The 7,512-nt window shown below is 75.6% G+C and carries 8 protein-coding genes; 6 read left to right on the top strand and 2 right to left on the bottom strand.

Features of this window, described 5'->3' with window-relative positions; translation table 11 throughout:
* Positions 1-102: 102 nt before the first annotated feature.
* Positions 103-936: a siderophore-interacting protein gene (locus HCJ92_RS20345; RefSeq protein WP_167935065.1), complete on the bottom strand. Its 834-nt coding sequence runs from the start codon at positions 934-936 to the stop codon at positions 103-105.
* Positions 937-987: 51 nt separating this feature from the next.
* Positions 988-2,034, bottom strand: a complete 1,047-nt coding sequence (locus HCJ92_RS20350; protein WP_167935066.1) for an ABC transporter substrate-binding protein — start codon at positions 2,032-2,034, stop codon at positions 988-990.
* Between the two features lie 189 nt (positions 2,035-2,223).
* Here HCJ92_RS20350 and HCJ92_RS20355 point away from each other — a divergent pair, with 189 nt between their 5' ends.
* From HCJ92_RS20355 to HCJ92_RS20380, 6 genes are all read left to right on the top strand, one after another.
* On the top strand, positions 2,224-3,186 hold the full coding sequence (locus tag HCJ92_RS20355) for a FecCD family ABC transporter permease (RefSeq protein WP_167935072.1): 963 nt from the start codon (positions 2,224-2,226) through the stop codon (positions 3,184-3,186).
* Positions 3,183-4,253, top strand: coding sequence for an iron chelate uptake ABC transporter family permease subunit (locus HCJ92_RS20360; protein WP_167935067.1), 1,071 nt, complete (start codon positions 3,183-3,185; stop codon positions 4,251-4,253). Before HCJ92_RS20355 ends, HCJ92_RS20360 begins: the two co-directional genes overlap by 4 nt.
* Before the next feature lie 145 nt (positions 4,254-4,398).
* Positions 4,399-5,211: an ATP-binding cassette domain-containing protein gene (locus tag HCJ92_RS20365; RefSeq protein WP_167935068.1), complete on the top strand. Its 813-nt coding sequence runs from the start codon at positions 4,399-4,401 to the stop codon at positions 5,209-5,211.
* A gap of 9 nt (positions 5,212-5,220) precedes the next feature.
* Positions 5,221-5,589 carry a hypothetical protein gene (locus HCJ92_RS20370; RefSeq protein WP_167935069.1) on the top strand — a complete coding sequence of 123 codons (369 nt, stop codon included), beginning with the start codon at positions 5,221-5,223 and terminating at the stop codon, positions 5,587-5,589.
* A 7-nt stretch (positions 5,590-5,596) separates the two neighbouring features.
* Positions 5,597-6,418 (top strand): TlyA family RNA methyltransferase, encoded by an 822-nt coding sequence (locus tag HCJ92_RS20375; RefSeq protein ID WP_338054290.1) that lies wholly within the window; start codon positions 5,597-5,599, stop codon positions 6,416-6,418.
* Positions 6,415-7,326 carry an NAD kinase gene (locus tag HCJ92_RS20380; protein WP_167935071.1) on the top strand — a complete coding sequence of 304 codons (912 nt, stop codon included), beginning with the start codon at positions 6,415-6,417 and terminating at the stop codon, positions 7,324-7,326. The genes HCJ92_RS20375 and HCJ92_RS20380 overlap by 4 nt, the downstream gene beginning before the upstream one ends.
* Positions 7,327-7,512 lie beyond the last annotated feature (186 nt).

Below are 7,512 nucleotides of genomic sequence, written 5' to 3' on the forward strand. Positions count from 1 at the left end.
GGCCGGGCCCGGGGCCCGCCACGGCTGCCCGGGGACGGCACGGGTGCCGTTCCGCGTGGCGGGGCCGGCCCGGCAGTTCGGTGGGGGCGGGGTGGCCTGCGATCAGTCCTCGCCGACGGCGGCGAGTGTGGCCTGGGCGAGGAGTTGGTCCTCCGAGGTGCCGCTGCGCCAGTAGCCCGTGAAGGTGACCTGGCGGCGGTCGAATCCCCGCTCTCCGACCAGATGGCGGCGGAGCTGCTTCACGCCGGCCGCCTCCCCGGCGATCCAGGCGTAGGGGGTGCCCGAGGGCAGCCGGGCCGCGCGGATCGCGTCGTGCAGCTGGACGGCGGAGCGCCCGCGGCAGGTCCAGGTGACCTCGCTGCTCGCGCGGGTCGGCAGCCACCGCCGGTCGGCCGGGTCCGGGATCTCCAGGAAGACCCGGGCCTCGGTGCCCGCGGGGAGCCGGTCGAGGATGCCGGCGATGGCGGGGAGCGCGGTCTCGTCGCCGGCGAGCAGTACCCAGTCGGTGTCCGGCGGCGGGCGGAAGTCGATCCCGCCGTTGTCGGCGGCGGTCGGACCGAGCAGTACGGCGTGGTCGCCCGGGCGGGCGCGCGCCGCCCAGCGGCTGGCGGGCCCCACGTCACCGTGGAGCGCGAAGTCGACGTCCAACTCCTCCGGCGCGTGGCGCTGGTCGCGCACGGTGTACGTGCGCATCACCGCGCGGATGTCGGGGTCCATGGCGCTCCACTCGGGGTACCAGCGTTCGCCTGCCGCGGCGGGGACGAGGGCGCGCTCCTGGCCGGGGTGCGGCAGGAACAGCTTGAACCTCTGGTCCCGGCCGCCGGAGGCGAAGCCCGCGAGTTCCGGGCCGGCGAAGGTGACGCGCACGAAGGTGGGGCTGAGGGTCTCGGTGCGCAGCACATGGGCGTCGAAGAACGCGAAGGGCGCGTTGGTCATGGCGTGCGGGTCCTCTCGTGGGTGGACTTCGTGGTGCGTGGTGGCGGCGGGTCAGACGACGCGTCGGGCGTCGCGGACCGCGGCGGCGAGTTCCTCCAGAAACGGGGCGCAGCCGGCGTGCGAGAAGCGGGTTTCGGAGGGCCACGGCACGATCTGCCCGGCCGCGACCGCGGGCAGCCGCTGCCAGGTCGGCCGGTCGGTGAGGTCGTCCGGCTGGAGGGCGCTGCTGCGGTTGTCGAGGAGGACGAGGTCCGCCGGGTAGCGGTCGGCGTTCTCCCAGCTGAGGTTCTCGAAGAAGCCGCCCTCCACGCCGTCGGGTGCCACGACCTCCAGGCCCAGTTCGGCGAAGTAGGCGAGGTCGGCGTAGGCGTCCGGGGTGGAGGCGTAGAGCAGGTCGTCGGCGGCCGAGGCGGCGAGCACGCGGAGGCCGGGGTTGTCCCGGACGGCCGCGCGCAGTGCCTCCGACGCGGCGTCGAAGCGTTCGCGGCCCTCGGCCACCTCGGGGGAGTCCAGGTCGCCGCCGAGCGCGCGTGCCAGTTCCGCGTGGCGGTCGATGGCGGCGCGGAGGGTGGTGGGGGAGGCGGTCAGGCCGATGGTCGGGGCAAGGCGCTCGATCTGCTCGCGCGAGTCGTCGGGGACGTACCACAGGGCGTCCTCGGAGAACATCGTGGTGACCAGCAGCTGGGGCTCCATGGTGGCGTAGGCGTCGAGGTCGAACTCCCCCCACGCGTTGCCGAGACGGACGGGCCGGGTGATGTCGAGGTCGCCCGCCTGGACATCGGGGTTCCCATCGCCGTCGGCGGTGGGGCCGAAGACACCCGAGCACTCGACGCCGTAGTCGTGGAGGGCCGCGGCGGTACCGATGAAGGCGACGACGCGTTCGGGGGCGGCGGGGAGTTCGACGGTGGTTCCGCGGTCGTCGGTGAAGCTCCAGCCGGCTCCGTCGGCCGCGCCGACATTCCCGTCGGCGGCGTCGGTCTCGCCGGAGGTCCCCGTGGCCGGACCGGAGCCGCAGGCGGTGAGGAACGCGCCGGCGCCGAGCGCGCCGCCGGTGAGCAGGAGGGAGCGCCGGGTCGGGCGGGGGGTGACTGCGGGCATGCTGGCGAGCACCTCTCGGAGGCAGGTATTAAGGTTAGGCTAACCTAACGGCATGTTGATCCGTTGTCGTTCGGTGGGGCACCGGTGAGTGGCACCACCCTCACGAACGAACCATCGCACTCCCGTACGTCCGAATCGCGGCGGTCGTTCCGGGCCCGGACCGCCCGGCACCGAGCCGTGGGCCTGCTGCTGGCCGTCGTGCTCCTGACGCTCGTCGCGTTCGCCAGCGTCGCCCTGGGAGCCAAGGCCCTGCCGATCGACGAGGTCTGGCGCGCGCTCGTCGCGCCGTCGGGCAGCGACGCGGACGCGGTCGTCCGCGAACTCCGCGTCCCCAGAACGGTGCTCGGTCTGCTCGCCGGCGCCGCGCTCGGTGTCGCGGGGGCGGTGATGCAGGCCCTCACCCGCAATCCCCTTGCCGATCCCGGGCTCCTCGGCGTCAACGCCGGAGCCGCGGCTGCGGTCGTCAGCGCCATCAGCTTCCTGTCGGTCACCTCGCTCTCCGTGCTGGTGTGGTGGGCGATGGCGGGCGCCGCCACCGTCGCCCTGCTCGTCCACGCCCTCGGCGGCGGGCGCCGGGCCACCCCCGTGCGGCTCGCGCTCGCCGGAACCGCGGCGACCGCGGCGCTCCACGGCTATGTCAACGGGGTGCAACTCCTCGACACCACCGCGCTGGACCGCATGCGGTTCTGGGCCGTCGGCTCCCTCGCCTCCGCCACCGGCGAGGTCGTCACCCAGGTCCTCCCGTTCCTCGCCGTCGGGTTCCTGCTCACCGCCGCGCTGGCCCGGCCGCTCAACGCCCTGGCGCTGGGCGAGGACTCCGCCCGTTCACTGGGGGCGGAGCTCAATCGAACGCGTGCGCTGTCGCTGCTCGTCGTCACCCTGCTGTGCGGCGCCGCAACCGCGGCCTGCGGACCCATCGTCTTCGTCGGGCTGATGGTGCCGCACCTGGTACGCGCCGTCACCGGACCGGACCTGCGCTGGACCCTGCCGTACTGCGCGGTCCTCGCCCCGGTGCTGCTGCTCGGTTCGGACGTGCTGGGCCGACTGGCGGCCCGGCCCTCCGAGCTCCAGGTCGGCATCGTCACCGCCCTCGTCGGCGGGCCCGTCTTCATCCACCTCGTCCGACGCGCCCACCGGACGGTGGCGCTGTGACCCGGACGCCCTTCCGCCCCCGGGGCAGTGCCCCCGCCGCCGTCGCGCTGCGGCTCCCCGGCGGGACGTCCCTGCGGGTACGGCCCCGCACCGTCGCCGTCGTCGTCGCGCTGGCGGCCGTCACCACAGCCGCGGTCCTGCTCCTGCTGGGGACCGGTCAGGAGCGGCTCGGGCCCCTGGAGGTGATACGCGTGCTCAACGGGCAGGCCACACCCACCCAGTGGTTCGTCGTCCACGAACTGCGTTTCCCCCGCGCCCTGGTGGCCGTCCTCGTCGGCGCCGCCCTCGGCGTCGCGGGGGCCGTCTTCCAATCCGTCTCCCGCAACCCGCTCGGCAGCCCCGACATCATCGGCTTCACCCAGGGATCGGTCGCCGGCGCGCTGACCGTCATCGTCCTCTTCGGCGGCGGCCCCGGACCGGTCGCGGCGGGGGCCGTGCTCGGTGGACTCGCCACCGGCGCCGCCGTCTACCTCCTCTCCTGGCGCGGCGGCGTCCAGGGGTACCGGCTGGTCCTCGTCGGCATCGGCGCCGCCGCCACCTTCAGCGCCGCCAACGGCTACCTGCTCACCCGTGCGGGGGTCGACGAGGCGGCCCGCGGCCTGCTCTGGCTGACCGGCTCGCTCCAGGGGCGGGACTGGAACCAGCTCTGGCCCCTGCTGGCCACCTGCGCCGTCCTCCTCCCGGCACTGCTCACCCGGGGCAGGTCGCTGCGGCTGCTGGAGATGGGCGACGACACCACCCGCGCCCTGGGAGGCAGCCCCGAACGCACGCGGCTGACCGCCCTCGCCGGCGCCGTCCTGCTGACCGCCGCCGCGACGGCCGCCGCCGGCCCGATCGCCTTCGTCGCCCTGGCCGCACCGCAGCTCGCCCGGCGGCTGACCCGGGCCACCGGCCCCGACCTCCTTCCCGCCGCGGCGATGGGCGCGGCGCTCACCACTGTCGCCGACTGGACGGCCCAGCACGCTCTCCCCGCCGTCACCCTGCCCGTCGGCGCCGTCACCGGCGTCCTCGGCGGCCTGTACCTGATGTGGCTGCTCCACGCGGAACGCCGCGGCGGACGGCTGTGAGCCACCGCCCGTCGCCCGCCCACGGCCCGTCACCCACCCACCGCGGAGGCCCACCCGCGCCGCGCGCCGGGCACGCGACCCGCGCGCCTCCGACCGGACCACGCACCGGCCCCGAAGCCCACCGCACCCTTACAGGAGACACCCCGTGAACCAGCCGGCCCGCCTCACCGCAGAGGCCGTCACCCTCCGGTACGACCAGCGGGTCATCGCGGAGGACCTCACCGTCGCCGTGCCCGACCACTCGTTCACCGTGATCGTCGGCCCCAACGCCTGCGGCAAGTCCACCCTGCTGCGCGCCCTCTCCCGCATGCTGCGCCCGAGCGCCGGGCGCGTCCTGCTCGACGGTGAGGAGATATCGACGCTCCCCGCCAAGCGCCTCGCCCGCCGGCTGGGACTGCTGCCCCAGACCCCCGTCGCCCCCGACGGCATCACCGTCGCCGACCTCGTCGCCCGCGGCCGGTACCCGCACCAGGGGCTGCTGCGGCAGTGGTCGCGGGAGGACGAGCGCGTCGTCGAGGAGGCGATGGCCGCCACCGGCGTGGCCGACCTTGCCGACCGTCAGGTGGACGAGGTCTCCGGCGGGCAGCGGCAGCGGATCTGGATCGCCATGGCGCTCGCCCAGCAGACGGAACTCCTGCTCCTCGACGAACCCACGACCTACCTCGACATCGCCCACCAGATCGACGTCCTCGACCTGTGCGCCCGACTCCACGAGGAGGAGGGCCGCACCCTCGTCGCGGTCCTGCACGACCTCAACCACGCCGCCCGCTACGCGACCCACCTCATCGCCCTGCGCGAGGGTCGGGTCGTCGCCCAGGGGCCGCCCGGCGACGTCATCACGGCGGAGCTCGTCGAGGACGTGTTCCGCCTGCCCTGCCGTGTCATCCCCGACCCGGAGACCGGGACACCACTGGTGGTCCCCGCCGCACGACGGCGTGCCGCGGTGATCAGCGGGTAGCGTCGGGGCATGAACGACCCCACCCCCGGCACCGGCCCCGCCGTCCGGGCCGAGGAGACCACCGACGGCCACGAGCTCGCGGCCCGCCCCGACGGCACCGTCGGCACCGGGCCGACGGAGGCCGACGACGGCCTCGACGGCCCCGACGACGCGACCGGACCCCGACCGCTCGGCCTCACCGTCGAACCCACCGGCGACGCCACCGTGGACGCCCTGCTGGCCCGCCTGTCCGCCACCGACCACCTCGGCGTCGCGGGCCACCAGGAGGTGTACGAGGATGTACACGGCGGGTTGCGGGACGCACTCGCCGCGCTCGACCGCGCGCCCGGACCGACACCCCGCGGCGCGCCCCACCCGCCGCCCCACCCCAGGAGCTGAGACCCCCGTGGCAGCAGCGCCCCGCCGCCGCCTGACCCGGCTCGACGCCGAACTGGTCCGCCGCCGCCTGGCCGGGAACCGGGACGACGCCGACGCCCTGGTGGCCGACGGCCGCGTCACCGTGGACGGCGCCCGCGCCACCAACCCCGCCACCCGGGTCGCGACCAGCGCCGCCGTGGTCGTACGGGAGGCCGCCGACGGGTCCGGGTACGTCTCGCGCGGCGGACACAAGCTCGCCGGCGCGCTCACCGCGTTCGCACCGCGCGGGCTGCGCGTCACCGGCAGGCGCGCCCTCGACGCGGGCGCCTCCACCGGCGGCTTCACCGACGTCCTGCTGCGCGCCGGTGCCACGCACGTGGTCGCCGTCGACGTCGGCTACGGCCAACTGGCCTGGTCCCTGCGGAACGACGCGCGCGTCACCGTCCGCGACCGCACCAACGTCCGCGAGCTGACCCTCGACCACCTCGACGACCGCCCCGCCGAACTGGTCACCGGAGACCTGTCGTTCATCGCGCTCGGGACGGTGCTGCCCGCGCTCGCGCGCTGCGCCGCCGACGACGCCGACCTGGTCCTCATGGTCAAGCCCCAGTTCGAGGCCGACCGTTCACTGCTGGACGGCGGCGTGGTGCGCGACCCGGTCGTCCGCGCCGCGACCGTTCTGGCCGTCGCGGAACGCGGCGGCACGCTCGGCCTGGGGACCGCGGGCGTCACAGCCAGCCCGCTGCCCGGCCCCTCGGGCAACGTCGAGTATTTTCTGTGGCTGCGCGCCGGGGCGCCCCAGGTGGACCCGGCCGACATCCATCGCGCCGTGACGGAGGGCCCCCAGTGACCACGACCGACCGCGCCGTTCTCCTGCTGGCCCACACCGGCCGCCCCGCGGCCGTCCGCAGCGCCGAACTCCTCGTCCGCGGGCTGGTCGCCCACGGGCTGCGGGTCCGGGTGCTCGCCGAGGAGGCGCCCGACCTGCCGCTCCCCGACGGGGTCGACCGCGTGACAGCCGGGCCCGAGGCCGCCGACGGCTGCGAACTCCTCGTCGTCCTCGGCGGCGACGGCACCCTGCTCCGCGGCGCCGAACTGGCCCACGCCACCGGCGTGCCGATGCTCGGCGTCAACCTCGGTCGGATCGGCTTCCTCGCCGAGGCCGAACGCGACGACCTCGACCAGGTCGTCAGCCGCGTCGTACGCCGCGACTACGACGTCGAGGAGCGCATGACCCTCGACGTGACCGTCTACAGCGACGGCACCGCCGCCGGGCGCCCCGTCCACACCGACTGGGCCCTCAACGAGGCGTCCGTCGAGAAGGTCTCCCGCGAGCGCATGCTGGAGGTCGTCACCGAGGTGGACGGCCGTCCGGTGTCGCGGTTCGGCGGCGACGGCGTCGTCTGTGCCACCCCGACCGGGTCCACCGCCTACGCCTTCTCCGCCGGCGGCCCCGTCGTCTGGCCGGAGGTCGAGGCGCTGCTGATGGTCCCCATCAGCGCCCACGCCCTGTTCGCCAAGCCGCTGGTCACCGCCCCCGCCTCCGTCCTGGCCGTGGAGGTCCAGCCGCGCACCCCCCACGGGGTGCTCTGGTGCGACGGCCGCCGCAGCTTCGACCTGCCCGCCGGCGCGCGGGTCGAGGTGAGGCGGGGCGCCGTCCCCGTACGGCTGGCGCGGCTGCACCGGGCACCCTTCACCGACCGGCTGGTCGCCAAGTTCGCACTGCCTGTCGCCGGCTGGCGCGGCGCCGGCCGCTGAGCCGCTGAGCCGCGGGCTCTCGGCTGCCGGCGGTCGCCGGACGGCCTCCCGGCCACCGTCGGCGGGACGACACGCGCGGGTGAAAACCGGGATCGGCCGTGATCCCGGCCGATCCCGGGGCAGCGGCGGCGCGTTCCCGGCGCGGTCGGGGCCGCCGACTCACGGGCACGTCGCGGCCTGCGGGGC

Origin of the sequence: Streptomyces spiramenti (genome assembly GCF_012034385.1) — a bacterium.
Classification (GTDB): domain Bacteria; phylum Actinomycetota; class Actinomycetes; order Streptomycetales; family Streptomycetaceae; genus Streptomyces; species Streptomyces spiramenti.